The organism is Chitiniphilus purpureus (genome assembly GCF_025642115.1).
GTDB lineage: Bacteria > Pseudomonadota > Gammaproteobacteria > Burkholderiales > Chitinibacteraceae > Chitiniphilus > Chitiniphilus purpureus.
In genome coordinates this window covers 3,339,838-3,366,763 of the sequence record NZ_CP106753.1, presented here as the reverse complement: position 1 = coordinate 3,366,763, position 26,926 = coordinate 3,339,838, and the positions used below count along the sequence as shown (strand labels likewise).

The window sequence follows — 26,926 nt, the reverse complement described above, 5'->3', positions numbered from 1 at the left end:
ATAAATGGAAATTTCCGAACTCTTGGCTTTTGCCGTCAAGAACAAGGCCTCCGATCTGCACCTGTCCTCCGGACTGCCGCCGATGATCCGCGTGCACGGCGATGTGCGGCGCATCAATCTGCCCGCGCTCGAGCACAAGGACGTGCACGACATGGTGTACGACATCATGAACGACGGGCAGCGCAAGGTTTATGAGGATACGCTGGAGGCGGACTTCTCGTTCGAGATCCCCAACCTTGCACGTTTCCGCGTCAACGCCTTCGTGCAGAACCGCGGCGCCGGCGCCGTGTTCCGGACCATTCCCTCCAAGGTACTGACGCTGGAGGAGCTGAATGCGCCGCGGGTGTTCCAGGACATCGCCGAGAACCCGCGCGGGCTTGTGCTGGTGACCGGCCCGACCGGCTCGGGCAAGTCGACCACGCTCGCGGCCATGATCAATTACATCAACGAGAACGAGTACGGGCACATCCTGACGGTGGAGGACCCGATCGAATTCGTGCACCAGTCCAAGAAGTGCCTGATCAACCAGCGCGAGGTCGGCCCGCATACGCTGAGCTTTGCCAATGCGCTGCGCTCCGCGCTGCGTGAGGACCCGGACGTGATCCTGGTCGGCGAAATGCGTGACCTGGAGACCATCCGGCTTGCACTGACTGCCGCCGAGACCGGTCACCTGGTGTTCGGCACGCTGCATACCAGTTCGGCCGCCAAGACCATCGACCGGGTGGTCGACGTGTTCCCCGCGGCGGAAAAGGAGATGGTGCGCGCCATGCTGTCCGAATCGCTGCGCGCGGTGATCTCGCAGACGCTGCTCAAGACCAAGGACGGGCAGGGCCGCGTGGCGGCGCACGAGATCATGATCGGCGTGCCGGCCATCCGCAACCTGATCCGCGAGAACAAGATCGCGCAGATGTATTCGGCGATCCAGACCGGGCAGCAGTTCGGCATGAACACGCTGGACCAGGCGCTCTTGACGCTGGTGCAGCGCAACGTGGTGTCGCTTGGCGAGGCACGGGCCAAGGCCGCGATCCCGGACAATTTCAAGGGTTGAGTCCGGCCTGGTACCGGTACTTTCCCCGCAATACGTTGCAATCCACGGTATAACGACAAGAACGAGCACAACCAGCTACGGTCAGGGCGATGGAAAAAGAGCAAGCAGCCAAGTTCATGCAGGATCTCCTGCGTCACATGCGTTCCAAGAGCGCCTCCGACCTTTTCATCACCGCCGACTTCCCGCCGGCGATGAAGATCGACGGCAGGGTGACCCCGGTATCGGCCCAGACCTTGACGGCGCAGCACACCAAGGAGCTTGCACGTTCGATCATGAACGACCGCCAGGCCGAGGAGTTCGAGGCGACCAAGGAGTGCAACTTCGCCATCAACCCCGGCTCGCTGGGGCGCTTTCGCGTCAATACCTTCATGCAGCAAGGCCGGGTCGGCATGGTGCTGCGGACGATCAATTCGGAGATCCCCAAGCTTGCCGAGCTGGGCCTGCCGCCGGTGCTGCAGGATATCGCGATGACCAAGCGCGGGCTGGTGATCTTCGTCGGTGGCACTGGCAGCGGCAAGTCCACCTCGCTTGCCGCCATGATCGGACACCGCAACGAAGCGTCGTATGACCACATCATCACCATCGAGGACCCGATCGAGTACGTGCACGAGCACAGGAACTGCATCGTCACGCAGCGCGAGATCGGCGTGGACACCGATTCGTGGGGTGCTGCACTGCGCAATACGCTGCGTCAGGCGCCGGATGTCATCCTGATCGGTGAGATCCGCGACCGCGACACGATGGACTATGCGATCGCGTTCGCCGAGACCGGCCACCTGTGCATGGCCACGCTGCACGCCAACTCGTCCAACCAGGCGCTGGACCGGATCATCAACTTCTTCCCCGAGGAGCGCCGTCAGCAGCTGCTGATGGATCTGTCGCTCAACCTCAAGGCATTCGTTTCGCAGCGGCTGGTGCCGCATCGCTCCGGCCGCGGCCGGGTGGCCGCGGTCGAGGTCATGCTCAACTCGCCGCTGATTTCCGATCTGGTCTTCAAGGGCGAGGTGCACGAGATCAAGGAGATCATGAAGAAATCCCGAGAGCTTGGCATGCAGACCTTCGATCAGAGCCTGTTCGACCTCTATGAGGCGGGCAAGATCAGCTACGAGGACGCGTTGCGCAACGCCGACTCGGTGAACGACCTGCGTCTGCAGATCAAGCTGCAAGGCGCGGAATCGAAACAGAAGGATGTGCTTGCGGGCATCGATCATCTGGATATCGTCTAGACGCATGCGGCGCAGCTCAACGGGCGCACTGACAAGGTTATCCGCGATGCCGTTCCGGGTCGGCCGCGCCGTCCTCGCACTGGGTGGCGCTTTGTTGTGTGTTCCGGTGCACGCAGCGACACTGGGCGAACTGTCGGTCCGGTCCGCGCTGGGCGAGCGTTTCGAAGGCGTGATCCCGGTGCTGGCTGCCCCGGACGAGATATTGTCCCGCCCCTGCTTCCAACTGCTGCCGGGCGATGCGGAGGGCGGCGCAAGCCCGCTGTTGCGCGCCCGTCTTGTCTATGAGCCGGGGGCAGGTGGTGGCGTGCTGCGGATCTTCGGCGACGAAAAGATCCAGGAGCCGGTGCTGGGGATCAGGATCGGCGTTGCCTGCCCCACCGATCTGAGTGCGTCGTTCCGGCGTGACTACACCGTGCTGCTTGACCCGCGCGAATACGTAGCGCCGGCCACCGTGCCCGGCGCGGCTGCGCGTGCCGCGGCGCCGGCACGCAGCGGCGGCACCGCCGCCCGTCGCACGGTGCCGGCACTGGGCGGGGTGTGGCGCACCGAAGGCGGTGAATCGGTCGAGCGCATTGCACGACGCTATTACCCGAATGATCCGGAGCTGCGCGCCTGGCTGATCGACGAGATCCACACCCTCAACGAGGGGCTGCCCCAGAATTCGCGGGCGCCGCTCGAAGCAGGGCAGGCCCTGTATCTGCCGCCGCCCAGGGCGCGCAGTGCCCGCGAGGATGAGGATTCCAGCAGCCAGGTGCTGCCGCCGGTGCGTCAGACTGCGGCGGCGGCACCCACGCTGTCGATCGACCCGCTGCCCCCGTTGCCCGATCCGCGGGACCATGCCGGCGAGCGCCTGCCGCCAGCAGCCGCGAAGGACGACGGCAAGCTGCAGCTGCGCCTGTCCGCGCCGGCCATCGACCTGGAGTACCGCTCGGGCATGACGCCCGAGGAAACGCTGCGGCTGCGGGAGAATCTGCTGCTGCTGGAGTCGGATGACCAGACCGCGCAGCTGATGCAGCTCAAGTACCAGATCGCGCAACTCGAACAGCAGCTCGACCAGCTCAAATCGCGTGGCGTGCAGGCAGCTGCCCCGTCCTCGCCCGCATCGAGCATCGAGGAAAGCCTGCTGACGGGAGGCATCTGGATGTGGGGGGGTCTCCTGGCGCTGCTGCTGCTGCCGACGGGATATCTCTTCTGGCGCTGGCGCGAACGTCGGCTGGCGCAGGAGTATGAGCCGTTCTCGATCGCCACCAACCTGGAGCCGCGCTTTGCCACGAACGGCAAGCCGGTGACCGGCTTCGGCGAACAGCCCAGCATCCCGGGTTCGGGCATGCGGGAGCTGGCGCACAACATCGCGCAGATGGCCAATGACTGGCAGCAGGATGAGGTGGACGTCGTGCTGCCGGGCAACGTATCCGAAGAGGCGCAGCTGCTGATCGACCATGGCCTGGTGCAGCAGGCGGTCAATCTGCTGTCGCACGAGATCGAGCAGCATCCGACCGCGCTGGTGCTGTGGATGAAACTGTTCGACGTGCTGCGTCTGAATGACATGACGCAGCAGTTCCAGGAGCGGGCGGTGGCATTCCGCCTGCAATTCGCCAGTGACGCGCTGTGGCAGCAGGTGCAGGAGCTGGGGCGCGACCTCGACCCGGACAACCCGTTGTACCAGCCGTTGGAGGAGAGCGACGACGTGCCGGCCGCGGCCCCGAGCCGTGCCCCTGCAGCAGCGTCGGCACGCCCAGCCGGGCCGGGGCCGATCGAGTTCACGCCGATGCTGCCCACCGCGGAGCCGATGACGCTGGAGATGCCGCCAGCCGAGCCGGAGATGATCACGGTCGAGGCGGTGCCCTCCTCCGGCGAGCCGGAGGCGATCACGGTCGAGGATGAGCCATTCACCCTCGAACCGGAAACGACCGCGATCCAGGCCGATGTCATCGAGGCCGACACGATCGACATCGTGGCAACGCCCGCCGCCGACGAGCCGTTCGAGCCGGTCGACGTTGCTGCGCCCCAGGCCCCGGGAGCAGGTGAGCCGCTCTTCACGCCGGCCGATTTCCTGATCTCCGAAGTGGCGCCGGTGCAGGCGGAGCCGGGCACCAATGTCGATCCTGCCGAATTCGTCTCGGACGATCCGCTGTTGCGACCCGTCTCGGACCTCTTGGCCAAGGGCGACACCGGCCGGGTATTCCGGCTCCTGGAAGAGACCTTGTACAACGGCACGCTGGAGCAGCGCCAGATCGCGCTCAAGTGGCTGGACCGCCTGTTCCCGATCAAGCATCGCTAGTCGACGGCGTCCGCCGTTAGCCCGCTGTAATATCCCGGATGGCAGTTTGTGCATCGCTTGCAGGTTTCGTGCAAGCATGTGTTTTTATAGTGATGGGGCTGTGTCATCAGTCAACCTGACAGGAGGCCCCTCCATGAACTGCATCAGAGCGCTCGCGCTGCTGTTGGCAGCGCTGCTGCCCGTCTGCGCCTTGTCCAACGCTTTCATCTACACCGAGGAAGTGGGTGTTGCGTTCTCGCCGGACGGCCGCTATCGCGCCGAGCGGGTCAATTACGATCGGGTGAACATCCTCGATGCTGCCAGCGGCAGCCAGATTTCCACCCTCAGCATGGAGCGGGCCAACGAAATCATCGGCATGGCCTTCAGCAGCGACAACCGGATGCTCGCGATCAACATCAGCGAGTGGGGCGGCGGCGATGGGCTGTGGTGGTCATTCGGCAGCGTGTGCCTCTATGCGGTCGATACCGGCGCGCGGCTGCATTGCTTCGACGACTCGCAAGGCAACCCCAACGCCGACAAGACCCGGATGGCGCTGACCGACGACCGCATCATGGTGCAGCTCAACCGTGAACCCGGTTTCAAGGCCTATGACCTGAACGATTTCAGCCTGCGCGAGATCGTCACCACCGTAGACGGCGGCTTCCTGGGGCGCGACGGCAATAACCACCTGATCTTTGCCAGCAACGGTGCACCGACCACCTTCTACCGCTATGACCTCGCCACGCGGCAGCTGGAAACCCTGGCCTCGCTGCCGACCAGCCCGGGCATCCTGTATGACCCCGTCTATATCGGCAACAACAAGGTTGTCGGGTATCCCCATCTGGAGAAACTCATCATCAGGCAGATCGATATCACCACCGGTGCCGTCCAGGCCTTTCCTTCGATCTTCGAGAATGTTTTTTACGGGGGGCACTATCGCGCCCGCATCGGCAACCGGCTGATCGGCTGGAGCAGGCCGTACCGGGATATCGAGGTGTTCGATACCAACGACCTTGCCTCCAAACAGATCGCGCAGCTTGATTGCCAGCCCCGGCCTTGGGAGACGATCTACGATGTGCAGGTTACCGGCATTTCGAACGATGGCGACCTGATCTATTACGAGTGCAATGACGAGCGCCGGGTGCTGTCGCTGTCCGGCAAGCCTACGCCCAACCCGGGTTCGGTGTATGTGGTGGAGAAGCACAGCGTTACGGTGCGGTCCCGGCAATGGGTGCATCTCGGGCCCTACACCTCGATGAAGGACCTCACTATTGCCGTGACCGGCACCGGCGATGCCGACCTCTACGTGCGTACGGGGGCCAAGCCGACGCTGCGCCACTACGACTGCAAGTCGACCCGTGCCGATTCCATCGATAGTTGCACCATACTGGCGGGCACCAGGCCGGCGGGCAGCGCGTTCTATGTGTCGCTGTACGGCGTGCGCCGGGCACGGGTCGAAGTGACGGTGGGGCGCTGGCAGGCACCGTAGGCCTGCAGCGGATCGGTGGCGGCGCAAGTATGGCCCCGGCTCCAAGGAAGGTCTCTTCGACGGCGATGTTGGGATGCGGGGAGACCTGACACTGCCATTGGCAGCGCCTCTTCCGATACGGGCGGGATGACCGCCCCGGCAGTACGGCCATCAGCGCAGGCCACGTCGATCGAGTGATCGGAGGGTCTTGGTTGCGGTGGCACGCCGGTACAGCACTGGACGGTGCCCAGGGGACGGGACCGCCTGTTCCCCATCAAGCGTCGCTGGTCGCCGCCACTCACCGTTAGCACGCTGGAATATTCCGGGTGGCGGCTTGTATGCCGCCTGCAGGCTTTGTGCAAGGGTGCGCTCCTATAGTGGCGAGGCCATTACACCGTCAAAAAGAGAGGCCTCCCATGAACTACCCCAAAGCACTTGCGCTGCTGGCGGCGTGCCTGTTGCCGGTCTGCGCCTTGTCTGAAGCCTTCATCTACCCCAAGGAGGTGGGGGTGGCGTTCTCGCCGGACGGCCGCTATCGCGCCGAGTCGCTCAGCTACACCCATGTGAACATCCTCGACGCCGCCAGCGGCAGCCTGATCTCGACGCTGCAGGTGGACCAGGCCGACGACATCATCGGCATGGCCTTCAGCAGCGACAACCGGATGCTTGCGATCAATATCAGCGAGTGGGGCGGTGGGGACGGGATATATTGGTCGTTCGGCAGCGTGTGCCTCTATGCAGTCGACTCCGGTGCCCGGCTGCATTGTTTCGACGACTCGCCAGGCAATCAGTGGAGCTCCACCTACCTGGGTTCCGACAAGACCCGGATGGTGCTGACCGACGATCGCATCATGGTGCAGCTCAACCGCGCCGCCGGCTTCAAGGCCTACGATCTGAACGACTTCAGCCTGCGCGAGACCGTCACCACCGTCGACGGCGGCTTCCTGGGCCGGGATGGCGCCAACCACCTGATCTTCGCCAGCGAGGGTGCGCCGACCACCTTCTACCGCTACGACCTCGCCACCCGGCAGCTGGAGACCCTGGCCTCGCTGCCGACCCGTTCCGGCATCCTGTACGACCCGGTCTATATCGGCAACAACAAGGTTGCCGGCTACGCCTATACGCTGGACAACAGCATCAAGCAGATCGATATCACCACCGGTGCGGTGCAGACCTTTCCGTCGGTCTTCCAGCACAATCTGTACGCCAGTCACTACCGTGCGCGGCACGGCAACCGGCTGATCGGCTGGAACAACCTGTACCGCGATATCGAAGTGTTCGACATCAACAACCTGGCCTCCCGGCAGAGCGTGCGGCTCGATTGCCAGCTCACGCCGTGGAACACGGTCTACTACGACGTGCACGTGATCGGCATCTCCAACGACGGCAACCAGGTCCATTACGAGTGCAACGACCAGCGCAAGGTGCTGACGCTGTCCGGCGGTGGCGAGCCTAATCCGAATCCCAATCCGGGCCCGGTGCGGGTGGTGCAGACGCAGGCTGTGGCGGTCCCGTCCCGGCAGTGGGTGCACCTCGGGCCCTATGCATCGGTACAGGAACTCAATGCCGCCGTAGTGGGCACCGGCAATGCCGATCTCTACCTGCGGGCGGGCGCCAAGCCCACGCTGCGGCGCTACGACTGCAAGTCGACCGCGGCCGGCTCCACCGAGAACTGCAGCGTACCGGCGGGCAACGCCGTCTATGTGTCGCTGTACGGCACGCGCCAGTCACAGGTCGAGGTGACGGTGACGCGCTGGCAGGCAGCGCAGTAGGCCGAGCCGGCCGCTGGCATGGCGGCCGGGCGACGGCTGGCATGCGTGGCTGCGCAGGCTGGCCAGGCAAGGAATCCCGCCCCATCCGCTCGCCTGCGTAGCTGCCGCCGCGCGGCGTGCGCCGCAGGTCCGGGCAGCCGGTTGGCCAATGCGGGCAAGGCAGGGCGCGACGGGGCCTACGTCCCGTCCCCGCGCCCGCCACGCGGATGCGGCGCCGAGTGGTGCTCGTGGACGATCAGCCAGCGGCCCGCGCGTTTTTCGAGGCCGAGGGTCAGGCGGCACAGGGGTTCGAGCGAGCCGCCGATGCGCAACAGGCCCCGGGCAAAGGTGACGTCCGGCCCGGCGGTGATGTGCAGATCCTGGATGACGAAAAGGTCCGGGCCCGGGGTGCCATGGCGGAAGAGCAACGCCCAGGTCGCACGGTAGGCATCGAGCCCGAGGCACTGCAGCGGCTCGGGCACGTCGAACATCACGCTATCGTCCGCATGGTGCGCGAGGATGCCCGCCATGCCGCCACGCCTGCTCCCAGGCGCGGATCAGGGCCAGCACCTCATTCTTGCGCCGTAGGTCCCGATGCAAGCGCCTGCGCCAGCCGTGCGATGCGTTCGAGCTCCTGGCTGTGGGCGTAACTGTCATGCCAACCCTGGCCCTGCGGATCGATGGCCAGATCGCCGAGCCGAAAGTCGATGCGCACGCCGTCCGCCATTTCGCTCAATGCAAAGCCGTAGGTGACTTCATCCGCTTCCGGCTGGCGAGGCCAGCTGCGGTCGTGCAGCGTCATCACCCAGCGGTGTTGCGGCTCGAACCGGGTGACACGGCCGAGCAGGTAGGGCTGCCCGGCCACATCGCGCCATTCGACGAGGCTGCCCGCCTGCAACGGCCGCTCATCCGGAAAGGCCGGCACCACCTGCATCCACTGGCGCAGATGGCGCGGTTCGGTCAGGACCGACCACAGGGCGGCGCGTGGCGCTCCGCTCACCAGCGAGCGTGTCACGATCAGTGGCGCCGTCGTCATTGCGTAGGGATCTCGGGCTCGACCAGCCGTGCCAGCAGATCGAGCGATTCCTGCCAGCCCATCCGGCACGCGTCGGCGGGGATCACGTCGGGCAGCCCTGCCTGCGTCACGGTCAGCTCGCAGCCGCAGCTGACGGCCTTGAAGGTGACGGTGGTGCGGATGCTGTCCGGCAGGTTGGGGTCGTCAAAGCGATCGGTGGCAACGATCCGCTCACCCGGCACCAGTTCGAGGTACTCGCCGCCGAAGCTGTGCGCCTGGCCGTGGCCGAAGTTGACGAAGGAGATGCGGTAGCGCCCGCCGACGCGCGCGTCGAGTTCATGCACGACGGCAGTGAAGCCGTTGGGCGCGTTCCATTTGGCCAGCGCCGCCGGATCGAGGAAGGCGCGGTAGACGCGTTCGGGCGGGGCACGCAGGATGCGCACCTGGGTCAGGGTGTAGCTCATGTCAGGACTCCCGGCACGCTTCAGCCTGCGCTTCAGACAGGATCATCACCATCCATTGCACGCCGAAACGGTCGTTGAGCATGCCGTAGCACGGCGAGAAGAAGGTGGCGCCGAGCGGCATGATGATCTGACCGCCCTCGGCCAGCTTGTCGTAGGCACGGCGTACCTCCGGCTCCGACTCGTATTGCAAGGTCAGGCTGAAGCCATAGAAACCGCGGACTTCCGGTGGCACGCCGTCGCTCAGCATCAGCCGCTGCCCGTCGATCAGCAGGCTGGCGTGCATCAGCTTCTGCGGACCGCCGGCCGGCATGTATTCGGGCGGCACGGGATCGGGACACTCGGCATAGCGCATCAACGCTTCGAGCTTGGCGCCCAGCGCCTCTTGATAGAACGCGATGGCCTCTTCGGCCTGGCCGTCGAAAAACAGATAGGGTTCGATCTTCATCGGGAGGTACTCCGGGTGGGGTGGGGAAGCAGTTGCTCGATGTAGCGCCGCAGATGCGCGATGGCGTCCAATGCGACTGCGGGGTCGTTCAGTGCCTTGGCCAGCACGAAGCCGCCCTGCAGCACGGTCTGGGTATGGTGTGCAAGGCTTTCGGCGCGCCAGTCGGCATCGGGTGCGTGCTGCAGGCGTGCCGCTTCGATGATCGGTACCAGGGTCATCGCATGCGCGTCGATGCCGGCGCCGCAGGCCGCCTGCAGCGCCGGGTGGCTGGCAAAGGTCTCCTGTGCCAGCGTGCCCAGCAGGCAGGTGAACTCGGGGAGTGCGCCGCGCACCAGCTGCGCGCGAAAGTCGAGGTAGGCCAGCAGTCGCGCGCGTGGGTCGGCGACCTGCCAGTACGGCGCCTGCGCGAAGAGCGCGCCGGTCGTCTCGTTCCAGTGCCCGATCGCGGCCAGCACGGCGGCTTCCTTGCTCTCGAAGTGGTGGAAGAAGCTGCCCTTGGTCACGCCGGCGGCGCGGCACAGGTCGTCCACCGTGGTCGCGGTATAGCCTTTCTCACGCAGCACGCCGAGCGCGGCGGTGAGGATGCGTGTGCGCGAGTCGGGAGGGCGCGTGGTCGGGGCTGGCGGCGTCGAATCGGGATGCATGGCTTGCCCGCGTATCACAGGTGCGTTGTGACATCCGGCGCCCGATCCCAATGCTCGTGACGTCCGTCTTCGAACTGGACAGGCAGCGCGGCAAGCACCGCGTCGTCCACATCATCCAGGCAGGCAACATTGACGGCGACAAAGTCGCCGGCCTGCAGCCGCACCCGGCCGAACGGCTTGATGCCGCATCGCCGGCAGAACAGATGGCACACACTGTGCGAACTGAAGCGATAGCTGGCGAGTTCGGCTTCGCCCTGCAACACGTGCAAGCCGCTGGCCGGAATCACGGCCTTCCAGAAGCGGCCCTTGAAGCAGATCGAACAGTTGCAGCGGCTGGTGCCGGCTTCGAGATCCACCTCGGCCTCGAAGCGGACGGCGCCGCAGTGGCAGCTGCCTGTGTAGGTGCGTAGTGCCATGGCTGATGGTCCATACCAGTTGGTATGGTCATACTAGGCCATACCGGTTGGTATGGTCAACGCCGGGTACAATTCCGCTCGGTGCCTCAGCCTGGCCCGCCGTGCCGCTCCGCCGCCTTGTTTGGTGCACAGGCGTTAGCGCAGGTACGCCGACTGGCGATGATGTCGGAATGGGGCGGCCTGTTTCGTCCTTGGCGCGTGGCTTGCTGCCATGCCGGCGTGGCAGAGGGCCTGGACCAACCTGGAAGTGCAACGTGACCGACCCTGTCTGGATCGCATCGACGCTGGCCGCCGCCCGCCCCCGGGCGTTGGCGGCGTTGCTGCGCTATCTGCGCAGCATGGAAATGGCAGAGGATGCCTTTCAGGAGGCGTGTCTGCGTGCGCTGCAACGCTGGCCGGCCGACGGTGCGCCGCGCGACCCGCTGGCGTGGCTGATCCTGGTGGGTCGCAATGCCGCGCTCGATCAGCTGAGACGCGAGGCGCGCCATGCGCCGCTGCCCCCCGAAGGGCTGCAGCTCGAAGCCGAGCAGCCCGACCATGCCGAACAACTGGACCAGGCATGCTATCGCGATGATCTGCTGCGGCTGCTGTTCGTTGCCTGCCACCCGGTGCTGCCCCCGGCACAGCGCATCGCGCTGGCACTGCGCGTGGTGTGCGGGCTGACGGTCCGGGAGATCGCCAGTGCGTTTCTCGTGGCCGAGCGCGCGATGGCGCAGCGGATCACGCGGGCCAAGCGGCGCATCACCGTCGAGGGCATCCCGTTCGACACCCCGGATGCCGCAGCGCGCCAGGCGCGGCTGGCGGCGGTATCCGGCACGCTGTATCTGATGTTCAACGAAGGCTATGCCGCCAGCGGCGGCGCGCAGATGGTGCGCGCGGCGCTGTGCGACGAAGCCATCCGGCTGATGCGGCTGCTTGGCGAACTGTTTCCCGACGATGGCGAAGTGTCAGGGCTGACCGCGTTGATGCTGCTGCAGCACGCCCGCCGCGCCGCGCGGCTCGATGCCGGCGGCGATGTGGTGCTGCTGGAAGACCAGGATCGCCGGCGCTGGGACCATGCGGCCATCGCCGAGGGCTGCGCATTGCTGTGCCAGGCCCGTGCCCACGGCCGGCCCGGCCCCTATCGGCTCCAGGCCGAGATCGCCGCAGCGCATGCCTGCGCCGCCCGCGCCGATCAGACGGACTGGGCTGCGATCGACGCCCTCTATGCCGTACTGGAGGCGATCCAGCCTTCGCCTGTGGTGACGCTGAACCGGGCGGTCGCCTTGGAGAAGACCCAGGGCCCGGCCGCCGCGCTCGCGTCGATCACGCCATTGGGCGAACGGCTGGCCGGCTATTTCCACTTCCATGGGGTACGAGGCGCGCTGCTGCTGCGGCTGGGGCGGCACGCCGCGGCGCATGAAGCCTTCGGCACCGCGCTGGCGCTGGCCCGCACCCCCGCCGAGGCGCGCCACATCCGCCGGCAGATCGATTACCTGGACGCCGGCTTGAATCCGCCTGTTGAAAACCGAGGACCGACATGATCTATGCACTACTGATTCATGGCTCTGAAGACGCGCTCCGTAGCTGGAGCGATACCGAAGAGGCAGCCTTGATGGAACGGCATGCCCAATTGCGCCGGGAACTGCGCGCTGAGGCGCGCCTCGGTCCGGTGATGCGGCTGGCACCCGGGCAGGCCTGTACGCTGCATGCCGACGATGACGTGGTGCTGGACGGCCCCTATGCCGAGAGCAAGGAGCAGCTGCTGGGCCTGTACCTGGTCGATTGCCCGACACTGGATGCGGCGATCGCGGCGGCGCGCCGGCTGCAGTTCGACACCGGCGTGATCGAGATCCGGCCCGTGGGGGTGTTCGATCCCGGCATGCTGCCCTCCACCATGCCGGCCGACGAAAGGTAGCGGTGGCGTTGTCGGAGCGGCGCGCCCCCGTGCGTCCTTGGTGCAGGCCCGCGCAAAAGCGGGCACAACCAGGAGACGCAGATGGTATTGAAAGACAAGCAGGCCGTGGTCTACGGCGGGGGTGGGGTGTTGGGCGGCGCGATCGCGCGTGCATTTGCCGCTGCCGGCGCACACGTGTTTCTCGCCGGCCGTTCATTGCCCAAGCTGGAAGCGGTGGCCGCCGATATCGCACGTACCGGTGGCCACGCCAAGGTGGCGCAGGTGGACGCGCTCGATGAACCGGCAACGGCAACCCATGCCGCGGACATCGCGGCATGCACGGGCCGGATCGATATCGCCGTCAACGCCATCGGTGTCGACCATGTGCAAGGTACGCCGCTGTCGGCGCTGTCACTGGCGGATTTCTGCCTGCCGGTGGATACCTATATCCGCAGCCACTTCCTGATCGCCAAGGCGGTCGCACCGTGGATGACCGTGCGCGGCGCCGCCATCCTGGCGTTGTCCACCCCGGCTGGACAGCTGCTCGGGCCGGGTTACCTGGGGCATTGCGTGGCCTGCGCCGGTGTGGAAGCGCTGACACGCCATCTGGCCGGCGAACTGGGTGAACGTGGCATCCGTGCGCTGTGCATCCGCAGCCATGCCATTCCCGAAGCGGCGACGCAGGGCTCGCACAGCCGGGAGGTGTTCAGCCGGGATTGCGCTGCGCAGGGGATCACACTCGATGCCATGCTGGCCGCAGCAGCGCACGGCACGCCGCTTAAGCGCCTGCCCACGCTGGCACAGCTGGCGCAGACCGCCGTCTTTCTCGCTTCCGAAGAGGCCGGGGCGATGACTGGGGCGATCGTCAACATGAGTTGTGGGCTGGTGCCCGACTAGATGTGCCGGCCGATGCCGGGCTGTTGCCCAGCGGGATCGGCAGGACCCGGCGTCGGGCCCGGCCAAGACCCTTCCCCTGCGCCAGTCCGGCGGCGCCGCGGGCTCGGTTCGGCGCGGCAACCTGTGGGGCGCCTTGCTTGCACCGATGCCGGCAACCGATCGGTTTGGTGGTACGCCGAACCGGGGAGCGTTTGCAGCACTGCATGTTGAGCACCGCAGTCGGCAGCAGTCCTGGCCGGACCGGCCGGTTTCCGGGGACGGCATGCGATCCCTGGCCATCCAGACAGCACCAGTGGCGTGGGTGATGCGGCCTGGGGGTCAGGTGCGCTTCACCCGGGCTTGGCCGGCGCGGCCGGCAGCACGATCACCGGCATGCCCGCCTCCACACCAAGATAGCGCGCCACCAGCGGCCGGGCGGCCTTTGCGGCGTCCACGCTGGGGTAAGGCCCGGCGGCGAGCACATACCAGTGGCTGCCGTCCTCGTCGGCCACGGTGACGATGCGGGCCGCCACCTTCTGTGTGCGTGCCTGTGCCAGCAGGCCCTGTGCCGCCTCGTAGCTGGCCAGTTGCGCCACCTGCAGCCCATAGTCGGCCTGGGCCGGGGGCAGGGCGGGCACGATCAGCGCTTCGGCCAGCACCGCCGGTGGCGGGGTCGAAGCCGCGGCGGGCGCGGGCACTGCGGCGCTGGCAGCATGGGCTGGCGGTGGGGTGGTCAGGCCCAGACGTGCTGCGGCCGAGCGCAGGCCCGTGTCGGCCTCGTTCTTCCAATGCAGCGGTGCCAACAGACCCGCCAGGAACAACAGGGCGCCGAACAGCAGGATCAGGATCAGGAACAACGTCTTTTTCATGGGGGCGTCCGCAACGCGCGATGAGCCGGTTTATAGCACGGCACCGATTACACCGGCATGCAACAGGACAAGGTGCTTGCCGTTACACCGGCGCTGCGCGCCGGCTGCGGGCTGGTGCAAAGGCAAAAGCACCGGCTTTTCCGGCGCCCTGTCATCGGCACGCCGGCCCCGGTGTCTCAATCGTCGCCTTTGCTGTATCAGCCCCACCGGTGGTTGTCACAACAGGTGTAACACAGACAGTGCGGTGACACGATGCTGTCGACTGGCGTCCGCCAGAAAACGATGCGTATTCAACTGCTTGAAAGACAAGGTGCCAAGTCGGCATGGCCCTTGCTGTCATGATGGCATCGCCGGCGTTGCCGGCATCGCGGCATGGTCAACAGCATGGGTGGATTTGCCAGTGTTTCGGCGGCCGGGCGCAGCATCCAGCGCCTGCTGCAAGTGCGCTTCGCGGAAATGGAGCCGTTGGCAAACCCCACCTCGGTGGCGATTGCGCGCACCGACGATCTGGAACCCACCGCCCTCAAGCAGCTGGTGCAGCTGCCGGCGCTGACGCTGTTCCTGTATCGCGTCGATTTCAACAAGACCATGCGCGCGGCCTGGTCGGCGGTGGGGCAGGCCGACGGCCGCTCGCATCTGGCACTCGATCTGCATTTCCTGATCACCGCCTGGGCCGACGCCGCCGAGAACGAGCACCGCATCCTGGGCCGGGCGATGCAGGCGATCGAGGACACCCCCATCCTGTCCGGGCCGCTGCTGGCGGGCGCGGCCGACTGGGCACCGACCGAGGCGCTGCATCTGGTGCTCGAAGAGGTGGACACCGAAGCCCTGATGCGCATCTTCGATTCGTTGCCGATCGACTACCGGCTCTCGGTACCCTACATCGCGCGCGTGGTGCGTGTGGATGGCGTGCCCGCGGTGCGCGATCCGGACGTGGTCACCGCCAGCGCCCAAGCCGGCCTGGAGGTGACGTGAACGCCGGCACCGCGGTGATCACGCAGCACCTGGCGCTGGGGCTGGCGCTGATGGATGCGGCCAGCGGCCAGCCCGCGTTGATGCCGCTGACGGTCTCGCTCGACGAATTGCCGCCGGCCCGGCGACCGCCGCTGACATGCCTGCCGTCCAACCGCTTCGTGCTGCGCTACCACCCGCGCCAGTCCGGTACGGCGCAGCCGCTGGTAGTACGGCTGGTGCCGGCGGCGCAGGGCCGCTACGCCCCGCCATCCGCCCATCGCATGCTGTTGCCACGGCGGCTGGCGCTCACGCTGCCCACGCTGGCGCAGGCCGAGGCGGCCGCTCCGGGCGCACGTGCCTGCCGTGTCTGGCTGTTCCCCGGGCCGGCCTACCCCATATGGGAGACCGCCACCGGCGTGCGTATCCATGCGGTACGCAATCCCGGCAACGGCCTGCCACGTCGCCCGGCGCGCTGGGTGCGGCTGGTCGCCAGTGTGCCGGCGGCGCAGGCCGATCTGGCACAGGCCAGCATTGTCGCGCGCGGCTGTGGCGACGAGCGCGGCGAGGTGCTGCTGCTGCTGCCCCCGGCGGCGGCGCAGCCGGGCAACGGCGCGGCGATGAGCGTGCGCCTGACGCTGTTCGCGCCCCCCGAACCGGTGCCGCCCGATGCCGGGACGCCGCAGCGCGACCCACTGTGGGACGTGCCGCTGGAAACGCCGGCCGGCTGGGGGCCGGACGATGCGGTGCTGGCCGGCGCCGAGCTGCCACCCGGCTATGTGCCGGTGGCGCACCGGGTGGTCAACCTGCGGCTGGGCGTGCTCGCACGCGGGCTGGCCGACCTGGCGTTCTGATGTGCAACCGGGCCGCCACAGCGTGGCCATTGTGAACACTCTGTAGGAGAGAATGCGATGCCCGAGTACCTTGCGCCCGGCGTGTACGTCGAAGAGGTCAGCTTTCGCGCCAAATCGCTGGAAGGCGTGCCCACCTCCACCACCGGTTTCGCCGGCGCCACGCGCTATGGGCCGGTCTACTTTCCGGGCGCGCCCAAGGCGGCCGCACCCCGGCTGATCACGAGCTTCACCGAGTTCGAACGGGTCTATGGCGGGCTGGAGGACGTGGCCCCCGACGGGGTCGGCCGTATCAACTATCTGGCGCATGCGGTGCGCGCCTTCTTCCTCAACGGCGGCCAGCGCCTCTACGTGTCGCGGGTGTATGCCCAGGCGGCACCGGGCGTGGACGGCGGCACCGGCGAGCCCACCTACGCCGGCTGTGCCCGTCGGGCGATCAATGCCGGCGGCGGCCTGACCGCCACCTGGTATGCGCGCTGGCCGGGGCGGGCCGGCGAGGTGCATGTGCGCACCGAAGCGGTGCGCAGCAAGAACGTGTCCTACCTGGATGACGAGGGCGACGTGCAGGCGCGCCGCGCGCGCGATGGCGCCCTGGTCGAGATCATCGCCCCGGGCGACCCCATCCCGGTCGGCAATGCGCCGCTCGATGCGGATCAGCTGGCAGTGGTGACGCAGGATGCCGACGGCAAGCAAAGCTTCTCGGACAAGAACGGCAATCCGGTGCTGCCCGCGGCCAACGCCATCATCCAGCTGGTCGAAGCGAGGGTGACCGTGGCGGTGAACGATGAGCGTATCGACGTGACCCAGGAGCTCGGGCTGCACCCGGCCCAGCGGCGTTACATCGGTCACATCCTGCAACAGGACGACCCCGAGGACGAGGACAGCACCGTCTGGCTGGACTGGGACCCCGAGCCGCCGGGTGCACCGGTGCCCTCGTTCCTGCCGGCCTTGCTGTTGATCGCGCTGCAGGCCAACCCCAGCCCGCGCCTTGCCGGCGGGGACGACGGCAGCACGCTGATCGATGCCGACCTGGCCGGCGAGCCCGCAAGCCTGGACGACGCCGACGTCAAGGCCACCGGGCTGGAGGCGCTGGCCGAGATCGATGACATCGCCATCGTTGCGTTGCCCGACGCGGTGGCGCTGGCGGACGTGGCCAGCGGGGCGGCGGCGCTGATCGCGCATGCCGAGCGCTGTCGCTATCGCATCGCCGTACTGGATGCGCCACGCGGTTCGTCGATGAACCAGGTACGCGAATTCCGCGGGTTGTTCGACAGCAAATATGCGGCAATTTATCACCCATGGGTGGAAATTCTCGACCCGAACGAGCGCCCCACCCAGGGCGCGCCGCAAAAGCGGCTGCTGTTGCCGCCGTCGGGTTTTGTCGCCGGCATCTACGCCCGCAGCGACATCGAACGGGGCGTGCACAAGGCGCCGGCCAATGAGGTGGTACGCGGGTTGACCCGTTTCGAAGCCAATATCAACAAGCCACGCCAGGATGTGCTCAACCCGGAGGGCATCAATGCGCTGCGCTTCTTCGAAGGGCGGGGCAACCGCGTCTGGGGCGCGCGCACCATCAGCTCGGACCCGGAATGGAAATACGTGAACGTGCGGCGGCTGTTCATCTACCTGGAGCACAGCATCGACAAGGGCACGCAGTGGGCGGTGTTCGAGCCGAACAACGCGCGGCTGTGGGCCAACATCCGGCGCATGGTCGAGGACTTCCTGTACGTGATGTGGCGCGATGGCGCGCTGCTGGGCGACAAGCCCGAGGACGCGTACTTCGTCCGCTGTGATCGCACCACCATGGCGCAGAACGACCTGGACAACGGCCGGCTGATCTGTCTGGTCGGCGTCGCACCGGTCAAGCCGGCCGAGTTCGTGATCTTCCGCGTCGGTCAGTGGACCGCGGACGCGCAGAAATGACGGTGCCGGGCGGGTGCGCCGCTGATGCCGACGCGCCTTCGCCCCGGCGTTCCTACTTAGCAGCAGAAGGATCAGCCCCATGGCGACATTGCGAACCAACCCCTATGGCGCGTTCAACTACCTGGTCTCGCTCGGCGGCACCGACGAAGCGAGCGTGGTGGCCGGTTTTTCGGACGTGAGCGGCCTGGGTTCGGAAATCAGCTACTCGGAATACCGTAACGGCAACGAGCCGGTGAACACCGTGCGCAAGGTGGCCAACACCTTCAAGAACGACGACGTGACACTCAAGCGCGGCCTGATCGGCTCGCTCGACCTGTTCGAGTGGTACAAGCGGGTGCGTGAAGGGCAGCACGAACCGCGCACCGTCACCATCACGTTGCTGGACGAGGCGCGCCAGCCGGTGCTGACCTTTTCGCTGCGCAATGCCCAGATCAAGAAATGGACCGGGCCGACGCTGGCGGCCAAGGGCGGCGGCGAGGTGGCGATGGAGGAGATCCAGCTCGCCCACGAAGGCATCGAGTACGCCTGAATCTGGGAGCACACACCGCCATGCCAGCCCTGGATGCCGTCCTTGATCGCATCGCCCGCGGCGCCCCCGGCGTCTATACGCTGCCGCCCGACCCGGTGCGCCGCCTCACCGGCGAGCGCATGGACGTGTGCGCCTTCGTCGGTGTCGCGCCGCGCGGACCGTGCCGCGTACCCAAGGTGGACGAAACCGCGCAACACGCGGCCGACTGGACCATGTGCCTGCCCGGCCGCGCACGGCTGCGCAGCGTGGCGGTGCCGGTGGAGCGCTTCGACGAATACCGTGCGCTGTTCGGCGGATTCGAAGGGCCGGGCCTGTTGCCGTACGCGGTGGCCAGCTTCTTCGAGCAGGGCGGCGCGCGCGCCTATATCGTGCGCGTGGTCCACGAGTACGGCGATGCGCGCAACAACAAGGGAGTCGCCCACGGTGAGCTTGCCGGCCTTGCCGTACCGCTGGCGTTCGCCGCGCGCAACGAAGGTCGCTGGGGCAATGCGCTCGTGCTGGCGCTCACCTTCCTGGCCGCACCGTTGCAGGCGGTCGCGCTCACCGCCGCCAGCCTGCGCCTGGCACGTGACAGCGCGCTGCCCGAGGGCGCGCTGCTGCGGCTCCATCTGGTGGACGGCACGCGCCATCTGCGCTGGGTGACCGGCGTCGCCACCGCAGGCGACATGCAGCAACCGCAACGCTACCGCGCCGCCACGCTGTCCGCCGCGCTGCCCGGTGCCGGGGGCGGCGTGTTCAAGCCCGAACAGCTTGTCCGCATCGAGGAGGTGGCCGGCGAACTGGCGGTCTCGGACGGCGCCGGTCGCAGCGAATGCTTCACCGCGCTGGGGCTGTCGGTGGCGCATCCGCGTTGGCTGGCCAGTGTGCTGTGCCAGCAGTCCACGCTGGTCTGGCCGGATGCAGCCTGGGCGGGCGGCCGGGTGATGCCGCTCAACCCCGCGCTGCCGTCGGCGGCGAGCCGGCCGTTCGATGGCGGGGCGGACCGTTGGGCCGATCTCGTGCATGCCGACTTCTTCGATGCAGGCTGGGACCCGGCGGCCGACGACGCGGACTTTGCCGGTCTCCACGCGCTGCACCGCATCCCGGATCTGACCCAGCTGTGCGTGCCCGACCTGTATCAGCCGCGTGCGCTGCCGCCAGCCGGCAAGGTGTTCCAGCCCTCGCTTGCCGGCCCCGCATTCGGTGACTGTGTGGTGCTGCCGCCGGCACCGGCGCAGGACGATCTCACCGACGCACTCGCCGGCCTGGCGCTCGATCCCAAGCGGCCGGACCACCTTGCGCGCATCGTTGCCCTGCAGCAGCAGGTGGCAGGCTTCGCGGCGACCACAGCCGAGCGGATCGCGCTGCTCGATGTGCCGCCGGGGCTGACGCCGCAGCAGATCCTCGCCTGGCGCAGCCAGTTCGACACCGGCTACGCCGCTGCCTACCACCCCTGGCTGGCGGTGGCAGGCGATGACGACGGCCGCGACGCGCTGGTGCTGATCCCGCCGTCGGCGCCGGCCGCCGGCATCATCGCCGCGCGCGAGCTGCAGCTGGGGGTGCAGGCTGGCCCGGCCAACAGCGTGGCGCGCGACGCGGTCAAGACGGCGGTACGCGTCGATCCGCAGACCCACGCCGCGTTGCATCAGTCCGGCGTCAACGTGTTCCTGCACGACAGCACCGGCGTGCTGCTGAGCGCGGCGCGCACATTGTCGCGCGATGCCGACTGGCGCCAGCTCTCGGTGCGGCGGCTGATGCTGATGTTGCGTCGCACCCTGGCGCGCCGCATGCAATGGGCGGTGTTCGAGCCCAATGGCCCGGCGCTGCGCCGGGAACTGGCCCAGCTCGTGACCGCGCTGCTGCGCCGTCTGTACCGGGCCGGCGCGCTGCGCGGCGCCAGCGAGGCGCAGGCGTTCTTCGTGCGCTGTGACGACGTGCTCAATCCGCCTTGGCGCGGTGACGTGGGCGAACTGGTGATGCAGATCGGCGTGGCGCCGGCCGAGCCGCTCGAATTCATCGTGCTGCGGCTCACGCGCGACGGCGACGGCACGTTGAGTCTGGAGGAATGAACATGACCGAAGCGCTGTTGTTCATGCGTACCTTCCGCTTCCGGGTCCGGCTGCGGCGCAGCCCCGAGAGCGCCGCTGCCGCCGAGGAGAGGCAGGTGTCACGCGATGCGGCGCGCAGCATGGCCGAGGCCGCAACGGCCGACCCGGCGCTCGCGCCGCTGGCCGCCAGCGCCCGGCAGCAGGCCGAGCAGCAGGACGGTGCCGCGCTCACCGATGGCGCGTTCCAGGAAGTCAGCGGCCTGGAAGTGAGCATGGACGTGGCCGACTACCTGGAAGGCGGGCGCAACGACGGTGTGGTGCGCCGTGCCGGGCGGGCGCGCTACGTGCCGCTCACCTTCAGGCGCGGCATGTTCCACCCCAGCGGTGGCGCGCTGCGCGACGAACTATGGCGCTGGCTGCAGGCGGTGGTTGCCGGCACCCGGCCGCTGCCACGCTACGACGGGGTGATCGAGGTGCTGGATGCGGCCAACACACCGGTCGCCACCTGGAGCTTCGAGCGCGGCCTGCCGCTCAAGGTGCGCGGCCCCGAGCTGAACGCCCGCACCGGCGAGATCGCGATCGAGGAGTTGCAGATCGTCCACGAAGGATTGCGGCTGGAGTGACGCATGGAGCTGGTCAAAGCCTATCTGGTCGAGATTTCCACGGGCGAGCGCCCGCGTGAACTGGCGCCGCGCATCCCGGTGCAGTTCAATCCCACTTCGCTGCGGCTGGCGATCGCCAACCGTACCGAAGGCGGGCAGCAAAGCGGCCGCCAGGCCCGTCAGTACGTCGGCTCGGGTTCGACCACGCTGACGCTGGAGCTGGTGTTCGACAGCGCCGATGAAGGCCAGACCGACGATCCGACCCCGGTGCTTGAGCGCACCGACAAGATCGAATACTTCGTGCGGCCCAAGACCGGCCAGCAGATCCCGCCGCGGGTGCGTTTCGAATGGGCGCGCATGCAGATCGACGGCCTCGTCGAAAGCTACGGCATGGACCTGGACCACTTCGCCGCCGACGGCACGCCGCTGCGCGCCAAGGTCAGCCTGACCATCAAGGCGCAGGACCCCGCCTACCAGCTGGGCCGGCGCGGCCCGGGCACGGCCGACACCGCCGGCGCGCCGACGCCGGGCAGTCCGGCTCCCGCCATGCCCGGCGCCCAGCCGCCCGGTGCCGCGGCGCTGGCCGGCAGCCCCGTCGCCCAGGCGCTGTCGCAGGCACGCGGCGCGCTCGACGCGGCCGGTGCCACGCTGGCGCGGGCACTCGACGGCGAAAGCCTGGCACAGCTCGCCCAGCGGCACGGCCTCGATCCGGCCGGCTGGCGCGCGCTGGCTGCCGGCATCGGCGATCCGCTGCGGTTGCAGGCCGGTGTCGAGATCCGGCTGGGTGCCGCCGCCCCGGTCGGACTCGGGCATGCGGGCGGGGTGGTTGCCGGCGCGGCCACCGCTGGCCCGGCACGGCTCGGCCTTACCGGCGGGGGGGCCGGCGCTGGCAGCGGTGCCGACCCGCGCGATGCCATCGTACGGGGCCATGCGCTGGCCGGGGCCGGCGGCGTGGGTGCCGGATTGGAGGCGCTCAAGGCCGAGGCGGCCATCGCGGGCGAAACCGCGGCGCGCCGCGCGTTCGAAGGCGCCGCGCCGACGGTCGCCGCACCGGACAACCCGATCGCCGCCGCCGCGGCCAATCCCGGGCAGCGCAACCAGGTGTTCGCGTTGCGCGCCGATCCCCGCACCGCCCATTTCGGCGCCGGGGTGCCGCTGCGTGAGCGCATCGGCGGCGCGGTCGAGACCCGCGCCAATCTGTTGACCGGCCAGGCCGCCACCCGCGACCCCAGCCTGCCGCCCAGTACCGACAACCCGGCCGTCCCGGGCTGGCAGGCACTGCCGGCGGCCGAACCCGGCCCCGTGCGCGCCGTGCGCCATGCGCGCGGCTGCCATTGCGGCTGCCATTGACCTCAGGAGCATGCGATGACCGTTCTGATCGACCAGGTGGACAGCGAAGTCACCCTGGATGCCGAATCCCCGCCGGCGGCCGAGCCGCCGGCCTGGCAGGTGCAGTTGCGCTGGCGCGAGGCCGCCGAGCTCGCTGCGCGCGATGCGCGGCGCACCAGTGCCTGGGGCAGCGAGGATTGAGATGCGTCGCTGTGCGTCTGCCCCTGCTGCGGGCCCGGTGAGGCGGCCATGTCGCTGACGTTGCTGCAGGCCAACACGCCGACCTTCTCGGTCGACGGCGAGCGCCGCGCCAGCCTGTCGCTGGACGTGCGCCGGCTGGAGATCGACGAGGACGTGTACGGCATGAAGCGCCTGAGTGCGCGCTTTGTCGCCTGGGGGCCGCGCGAGGACCAGCAGGGCGAGACCGAGCTGTACCTCGACGGCCGGGTGTTCGACTTCGGCCGGCGGCTTTCGGTGGCATTGGGGCCGCAGGGCGGTGCCTGCACGGTGTTCGACGGCAAGGTCAGCGCGATCGAGGCACGCTATCGCGAGGGTGCCGAGCCCGAGGCGCTGGTGTTCGCCGAGGATGCGCTGGCGGCGCTGCGGCTGACCCGGCGCAGCAAGACCTGGGAGCGGGTGTCGGATGCCGACATCGCCCGCAGCATCGCCGCCGAGCATGGGCTGATCCCCGATGTGGACGCCGATGGGCCGACCTATCCGGTGGTACAGCAGTTCAACCAGAGCGACCTGGCGTTCCTGCGCGAGCGGGCGCGGCTCATTGCCGCCGAACTGTGGACGCTCGACGGCAAGCTGGGCTTCAAGCGCCGCGACCGGCGCGGCGGCAGCGGGATCGAGCTGATCAATGGCGCCGATCTGGTGGAGCTGCAGATCCGGGCGGACCTCGCGCATCAGCGCAGCGCGACGCATGTGACCGGCTACGACGTGGCCGCGCGCGACGGCATCGACGGGACGGTTGAGGGCGACGTGGCGCGGGCCGAGGCACCGCGGGGGCGGCTGGGCAGCGCGGTGCTGGCGGCGCTGGGCGACTACCCGGGCTGGCGCACCCGCGAGGTGCCGCTGGACAGCGACGCCGCACGCGCCTGGGCGCAGGCGCAGCAGCTGCAGCGGGCGCGCGGCTTTGTCGCGGTGCGCGGCATCACCAGCGGCACACCGCAGCTGGCGGTGGGTGCCACGGTGACGCTGGCGCGGGTGGCGGCGCCGTTTGCCGGCGGCGGTTACCACGTGACCCGGGTGCGTCACAGCTACGACGAGATCGACGGCCACCGCACGCTGTTCGAGGCTGAACGCCCCTATCTGGAGACCCCATGAATACCGCCGACTTTGACCGCTACGACGGCGGCCTCCCCGGGCGGCGGCTGTTCGGGCTGTATCCGGCCATCGTCCAGGATCTGGTCGACCCGGATGGCTACGGGCAGGTGCAGGTGGCGTTCCCGTGGCTGGGCGAGGCCGGTGCCGGCGTGCGGGTCTGGGCGCGGCTCATCAGCCTGTACGCCGACGACGGCCAGGGCTGGGAGATCCTGCCCGAAGTCGGCTCGGAGGTGATCGTCGCCTTCGAGGCCGGCGTACTCGAACGCGCGTATATCGTCGGCGCGGTATGGAACGGCCGGCAGGCGCTGCCCGAGGCGGCGGCCGCCGCCAACAACAAGCGCCTGTTGAAGACGCGCAGCGGCAGCCTGCTGGAGTTCGACGACAGCGCCGGCGCGGCCAAGGTGACGCTGTCGCTGCAAAGCGGCCATCGGTTGGTGCTGGACGATGCGGCCCAGCAGGTGACGCTGCAGCACGCCAACGGCTGCAGGATCGAGATGAATGCCGCCGGGCAGGTCAGCATCACCGCCAATGCCACGGTGGAGGTCAACGCCAGCGCGGTCAATGTCCATGCCCCGATGGTCAATTGCGACGGCACGGTGGTATGCCAGACGCTGATCACCCAATCGGTGGTCTCGCCCAGCTACACGCCGGGAGCAGGCAACGTATGGTGATCCGGACCCGCCACCGCCCCATCCCGCCGCTGCCGGTCGGCAGCGGCGGGGCAACGGCCTGCCTGCCGGAGCCACTGCGATGAATGCTGCCCATCCCTGGCGCGTCACCGCGCCCTGGTACCGCTGGGACAAGGCCGGTGTGCCCTCGTCCGGGCGCGGCACGGCGCCGGTGCTGCAGAAGTTCGCCAGCGACGACTTCGTCAACGACTTCCTGCGCGACCCGCAGCACTCGCTGCGGTTCGACGACGACGACCAGATCTACAACCTGCACTACGTCACGCTGCCGGCCACGCGCTTTGCCGGCAAGCTTGCCGCGTTCTTCCCGCTCAAGGCGGACGGCACGCCCTGGCGGCAGGGTGACCCGGCCACCGACCTGCGCCGCTCGTCGCTGGTGCCCTCGGGGCTGCGCAAGCTCTTCCTGCCGGCGCATGCCCGGCACTATCTGGTGGTGTGCGAGCTGCATTGCGATGCGCCCGGGATGCCGGCGGTGCCGGCCGAGGCGGTGTGTCAGGCCGGCTTCGTGGTGCGCCGGCGCCGGCTGGCGGTACCGCAGGAAGCCAGTGCCGAGGGCGGGCGCCGGCTGCGCGACCTGGTCTCGGCCCAGGCGGTGCTGGCCGGGCTGGAGGAGACCATCCCGTTGCGCCCCGCTGCTGCCCGCCAGCGCGCGGCGCGCAACGCCCGGCTCAAGGCCCACGGCGAATTCGAGGCCCGGCGCGCTGCCGCCCATGACGAGGTGCTGCGCCAGCGCGCGCTGCTCGCCGGATGGCAGGCCGAGCACGGCGTGGTCGATTTCGCCCAGGGCTGGGTGCCCGGCGAGCACCGCGGCATCGGACAGTGGCAGCCGGTGGAGGAAACGCCACAGACGCTGACCGAGGCCTGGTTCCCGCTCTACCGGGTGTTTGCCGATCCCAAGGTGACCGACCACGCTGCGCGCGGACGCGCGCTCTACTTCGGCGTGGTGCCCACCAGCGCGTTCGAGACCACCAACGCCGGCGATCCGCGTTTCGACGAGCGCAGCATCTACGAGATCCGTGCCTTCTTCCGCCGCCACGATTGCGCCTGTCCCGGCGCCGGCCTGAACGCGCGCGCGCCGGATTGCGACGGTGCGCTCACCTGGAGCGCGCCGCTGCCGCGCTACCGCCTTGCCGCACCGAGCGATCCGATGGGCAGCGCCAACCGGCCGGTCACCATCCAGATGCCCAACCTCGCCGAACTGGCGGCACAGGCACTGGCACGGCCGGTGGGTTCGCTGTCGCCGGTCAAGTTCGTGCAGCCGCAGTCGCTGCATCCCAAGGTGGAGGGCGGCGCGGTCACCGGCGGCAGCATGGGGCCGGGTGCGGTGTGCCATTTCTCCATCCCGTTGATCACGCTGGTGGCGCTGTTCGTGCTGTCGCTGTTCCTGCCCATTGTGGTGTTCATCTTCCAGCTGTGGTTCCTGCTGGCGTTCAAGTTCTGCATCCTGCCCAGCTTCAAGTTCGAAGGCGCGCTGCAGACCGAGCTTGCGGCCATCCCGCCCAAGGTGGGGATCGACGCCGGGCTGGACCTGGCGGTGGGGGTGGACGACGCGGCGTTCCGCATCGAGGTCGGGGGTGACGTGCTGGACGGCGACATGGTGCGTGCCGCACTGCTCGAAGTCTCGCCGGACAACAGCGCGCAGTCGCTGCCGCATGCGCTGGCCGAGGCATCCGGCCTGCCACGCGGGGCCGGCGGCATCGCCAACCCCGAGCACCTGGCACGCGCCCACGCCATCCGGCAGGACCTGGACCGCCTGACCAATGCGCCGCTGGTGGGACTGAGCAACGTGCTCAACGAGCAGTCGCGGCTGAGCACGCCGGACGACCCGAGCGAGCTGGGCAGCCGGCTCGATCTGACCGGGCGGCTGCGCTTCGAGCCGCGGCGCATCTCGCAGTGGAAATACGAAACCCAGCTGCCCACCACCGGGGAATACGCATGAGCCGCACCAGCCGACTGGTACTGGGCGCCGGCCTTGGGCTGCCGCTCGCCCCCGATGGGGCAGGCCGGCTGCCCGTTGTCGACGGACCGGAGAAGGTGCGCCAGAGCATCGCCATCCTGCTCGATACCGAGCCTGGCGAGCGGCTGATGCTGCCCGACTACGGCTGCGGCCTGCGCCGCTTTCTGATGCAGACCAACAGCGCACTCACCCGGGCACAGATCCAGCGCGAGGTGCGCGAGAGCCTCAAGCGCTGGGAGCCGCGCATCGCAGTGGGCGATGTGGCGGTGGTGCCGGGGCGCGATCCATCGCTGGTGCTGGTGCAGATCGACTACACCCACCTGCGCGACGGCAGCCGCGACAACCTCGTCTATCCGTTCTACCTGGCCTAGGGAAAGCACCGCC

The 26,926-nt window shown here is 68.4% G+C and carries 27 protein-coding genes; 20 read left to right on the top strand and 7 right to left on the bottom strand.

Going from position 1 to position 26,926, the window contains the following annotated elements:
* Positions 1–4: 4 nt before the first annotated feature.
* The 5 genes from N8I74_RS15490 (at position 5) to N8I74_RS15470 (ending at position 7,774) form a co-directional block, all read left to right on the top strand.
* Entirely contained in the window at positions 5–1,048 is a 1,044-nt protein-coding gene (locus tag N8I74_RS15490) for a type IV pilus twitching motility protein PilT (RefSeq protein ID WP_263124011.1), read from the top strand.
* Positions 1,049–1,137: 89 nt separating this feature from the next.
* On the top strand, positions 1,138–2,274 hold the full coding sequence (locus N8I74_RS15485) for a PilT/PilU family type 4a pilus ATPase (protein WP_263124010.1): 1,137 nt from the start codon (positions 1,138–1,140) through the stop codon (positions 2,272–2,274).
* A 46-nt stretch (positions 2,275–2,320) separates the two neighbouring features.
* Positions 2,321–4,555: a type IV pilus assembly protein FimV gene (locus N8I74_RS15480; protein WP_263124009.1), complete on the top strand. Its 2,235-nt coding sequence runs from the start codon at positions 2,321–2,323 to the stop codon at positions 4,553–4,555.
* Positions 4,556–4,688: 133 nt separating this feature from the next.
* The gene (locus N8I74_RS15475; protein ID WP_263124008.1) at positions 4,689–6,023 is read left to right on the top strand and encodes a pre-peptidase C-terminal domain-containing protein; all 1,335 of its coding nucleotides are present in this window, start codon (positions 4,689–4,691) and stop codon (positions 6,021–6,023) included.
* Positions 6,024–6,418: 395 nt separating this feature from the next.
* Entirely contained in the window at positions 6,419–7,774 is a 1,356-nt protein-coding gene (locus N8I74_RS15470; protein WP_263124007.1) for a DUF6923 family protein, read from the top strand.
* A gap of 176 nt (positions 7,775–7,950) precedes the next feature.
* On the opposite strand, the gene N8I74_RS15465 is transcribed toward N8I74_RS15470, so the two are convergent.
* From N8I74_RS15465 to N8I74_RS15440, 6 genes are read right to left on the bottom strand one after another with little or no spacing between them, the layout of a single operon-like run.
* Positions 7,951–8,283 (bottom strand): nuclear transport factor 2 family protein, encoded by a 333-nt coding sequence (locus N8I74_RS15465; protein WP_263124006.1) that lies wholly within the window; start codon positions 8,281–8,283, stop codon positions 7,951–7,953.
* Positions 8,284–8,324: 41 nt separating this feature from the next.
* Positions 8,325–8,789, bottom strand: coding sequence for an SRPBCC domain-containing protein (locus N8I74_RS15460; protein ID WP_263124005.1), 465 nt, complete (start codon positions 8,787–8,789; stop codon positions 8,325–8,327).
* Positions 8,786–9,232 carry an SRPBCC family protein gene (locus N8I74_RS15455; protein WP_263124004.1) on the bottom strand — a complete coding sequence of 149 codons (447 nt, stop codon included), beginning with the start codon at positions 9,230–9,232 and terminating at the stop codon, positions 8,786–8,788. The genes N8I74_RS15460 and N8I74_RS15455 overlap by 4 nt, the downstream gene beginning before the upstream one ends.
* Position 9,233: 1 nt before the next feature.
* On the bottom strand, positions 9,234–9,677 hold the full coding sequence (locus tag N8I74_RS15450; RefSeq protein WP_263124003.1) for a VOC family protein: 444 nt from the start codon (positions 9,675–9,677) through the stop codon (positions 9,234–9,236).
* Positions 9,674–10,321: a TetR/AcrR family transcriptional regulator gene (locus tag N8I74_RS15445; protein ID WP_263124002.1), complete on the bottom strand. Its 648-nt coding sequence runs from the start codon at positions 10,319–10,321 to the stop codon at positions 9,674–9,676. The genes N8I74_RS15450 and N8I74_RS15445 overlap by 4 nt, the downstream gene beginning before the upstream one ends.
* Before the next feature lie 14 nt (positions 10,322–10,335).
* Positions 10,336–10,737 carry a GFA family protein gene (locus N8I74_RS15440; RefSeq protein WP_263124001.1) on the bottom strand — a complete coding sequence of 134 codons (402 nt, stop codon included), beginning with the start codon at positions 10,735–10,737 and terminating at the stop codon, positions 10,336–10,338.
* Between the two features lie 254 nt (positions 10,738–10,991).
* Between N8I74_RS15440 and N8I74_RS15435 the strand changes: the two genes are divergently transcribed.
* From N8I74_RS15435 to N8I74_RS15425, 3 genes are all read left to right on the top strand, one after another.
* Positions 10,992–12,260 (top strand): RNA polymerase sigma factor, encoded by a 1,269-nt coding sequence (locus tag N8I74_RS15435; protein WP_263124000.1) that lies wholly within the window; start codon positions 10,992–10,994, stop codon positions 12,258–12,260.
* Positions 12,257–12,634: a YciI family protein gene (locus tag N8I74_RS15430; protein WP_263123999.1), complete on the top strand. Its 378-nt coding sequence runs from the start codon at positions 12,257–12,259 to the stop codon at positions 12,632–12,634. The genes N8I74_RS15435 and N8I74_RS15430 overlap by 4 nt, the downstream gene beginning before the upstream one ends.
* A gap of 81 nt (positions 12,635–12,715) precedes the next feature.
* On the top strand, positions 12,716–13,510 hold the full coding sequence (locus N8I74_RS15425) for an SDR family NAD(P)-dependent oxidoreductase (protein WP_263123998.1): 795 nt from the start codon (positions 12,716–12,718) through the stop codon (positions 13,508–13,510).
* Between the two features lie 329 nt (positions 13,511–13,839).
* Here the strand turns inward: N8I74_RS15425 and N8I74_RS15420 are convergent, their stop codons facing one another.
* Positions 13,840–14,358 carry an SPOR domain-containing protein gene (locus tag N8I74_RS15420; RefSeq protein WP_263123997.1) on the bottom strand — a complete coding sequence of 173 codons (519 nt, stop codon included), beginning with the start codon at positions 14,356–14,358 and terminating at the stop codon, positions 13,840–13,842.
* Positions 14,359–14,730: 372 nt separating this feature from the next.
* On the opposite strand from N8I74_RS15420, the gene N8I74_RS15415 reads away from it, so the two are divergent.
* The 12 genes from N8I74_RS15415 (at position 14,731) to N8I74_RS15360 (ending at position 26,913) form a co-directional block, all read left to right on the top strand.
* Positions 14,731–15,333 (top strand): DUF4255 domain-containing protein, encoded by a 603-nt coding sequence (locus tag N8I74_RS15415; RefSeq protein ID WP_263123996.1) that lies wholly within the window; start codon positions 14,731–14,733, stop codon positions 15,331–15,333.
* Positions 15,330–16,163: a hypothetical protein gene (locus N8I74_RS15410; RefSeq protein WP_263123995.1), complete on the top strand. Its 834-nt coding sequence runs from the start codon at positions 15,330–15,332 to the stop codon at positions 16,161–16,163. The genes N8I74_RS15415 and N8I74_RS15410 overlap by 4 nt, the downstream gene beginning before the upstream one ends.
* Before the next feature lie 57 nt (positions 16,164–16,220).
* Complete coding sequence (locus tag N8I74_RS15405) at positions 16,221–18,083, top strand: phage tail sheath family protein (protein WP_263123994.1); 1,863 nt, start codon at positions 16,221–16,223, stop codon at positions 18,081–18,083.
* Between the two features lie 79 nt (positions 18,084–18,162).
* Positions 18,163–18,612 carry a phage tail protein gene (locus N8I74_RS15400; protein WP_263123993.1) on the top strand — a complete coding sequence of 150 codons (450 nt, stop codon included), beginning with the start codon at positions 18,163–18,165 and terminating at the stop codon, positions 18,610–18,612.
* 20 nt (positions 18,613–18,632) lie between these two features.
* Positions 18,633–20,660 (top strand): phage tail sheath C-terminal domain-containing protein, encoded by a 2,028-nt coding sequence (locus N8I74_RS15395; protein WP_263123992.1) that lies wholly within the window; start codon positions 18,633–18,635, stop codon positions 20,658–20,660.
* 2 nt (positions 20,661–20,662) lie between these two features.
* Entirely contained in the window at positions 20,663–21,262 is a 600-nt protein-coding gene (locus tag N8I74_RS15390) for a phage tail protein (RefSeq protein ID WP_263123991.1), read from the top strand.
* A 3-nt stretch (positions 21,263–21,265) separates the two neighbouring features.
* Entirely contained in the window at positions 21,266–22,591 is a 1,326-nt protein-coding gene (locus N8I74_RS15385) for a CIS tube protein (protein WP_263123990.1), read from the top strand.
* A 15-nt stretch (positions 22,592–22,606) separates the two neighbouring features.
* Complete coding sequence (locus N8I74_RS15380) at positions 22,607–22,771, top strand: hypothetical protein (protein WP_263123989.1); 165 nt, start codon at positions 22,607–22,609, stop codon at positions 22,769–22,771.
* Positions 22,772–22,819: 48 nt separating this feature from the next.
* A complete protein-coding gene (locus N8I74_RS15375; RefSeq protein WP_263123988.1) occupies positions 22,820–23,899 on the top strand; it encodes a phage late control D family protein in 1,080 nt (359 codons plus the stop codon).
* The gene (locus tag N8I74_RS15370) at positions 23,896–24,570 is read left to right on the top strand and encodes a phage baseplate assembly protein V (RefSeq protein ID WP_263123987.1); all 675 of its coding nucleotides are present in this window, start codon (positions 23,896–23,898) and stop codon (positions 24,568–24,570) included. The genes N8I74_RS15375 and N8I74_RS15370 overlap by 4 nt, the downstream gene beginning before the upstream one ends.
* Positions 24,571–24,649: 79 nt before the next feature.
* Entirely contained in the window at positions 24,650–26,524 is a 1,875-nt protein-coding gene (locus N8I74_RS15365; RefSeq protein ID WP_263123986.1) for a hypothetical protein, read from the top strand.
* On the top strand, positions 26,521–26,913 hold the full coding sequence (locus tag N8I74_RS15360; RefSeq protein WP_263123985.1) for a GPW/gp25 family protein: 393 nt from the start codon (positions 26,521–26,523) through the stop codon (positions 26,911–26,913). The genes N8I74_RS15365 and N8I74_RS15360 overlap by 4 nt, the downstream gene beginning before the upstream one ends.
* Positions 26,914–26,926: the final 13 nt, after the last annotated feature.